1 pseudogene is annotated in these 422 nt (G+C 60.0%); it reads left to right on the plus strand.

The window, feature by feature from the left end:
- Positions 1-169: 169 nt before the first annotated feature.
- A pseudogene (locus K9U40_RS24095) lies at positions 170-422 on the plus strand (transglutaminase family protein); the annotation flags it as partial.

The raw sequence follows: 422 nt of genomic DNA on the forward strand, positions 1-422 counted from the left end.
TGTGAGCGTTGTGGCGCGAGCCGAGAGCAGCCCCGGAGAGCCAGCGATCACGATCGTACAGCCGAACGCCCTGAAGCAGACTCGGCGGGCAGCTGACCTCACATCGTGATACGGTCCGAACCTTGCGGGACCAACGCTGATCTCGACGCCTCTCTTTAGGACTGAGCCCATGCGTATCCTTGTCGGCTGCGAGATGACCTATGAATTTACGCACCCCACCCCGGTCATTGCGACGCTGAACGTCCATGCATCGCGCTTCTCCGATCTCGAACGGCCTGACTATCTCATCACGACACCTGCAGTTCCCCTGGATGGATACCGCGACAGCTTCGGGAACTGGTGTAACCGTATGGTCGCGCCAGCTGGCCGTTTTACGCTGAAGACCGATACGATCGTGCGGGATCACGGCAGTGGTGATACGC

This window comes from Xanthobacter autotrophicus, assembly GCF_030015065.1.
GTDB classification, from domain to species: domain Bacteria; phylum Pseudomonadota; class Alphaproteobacteria; order Rhizobiales; family Xanthobacteraceae; genus Xanthobacter; species Xanthobacter autotrophicus_D.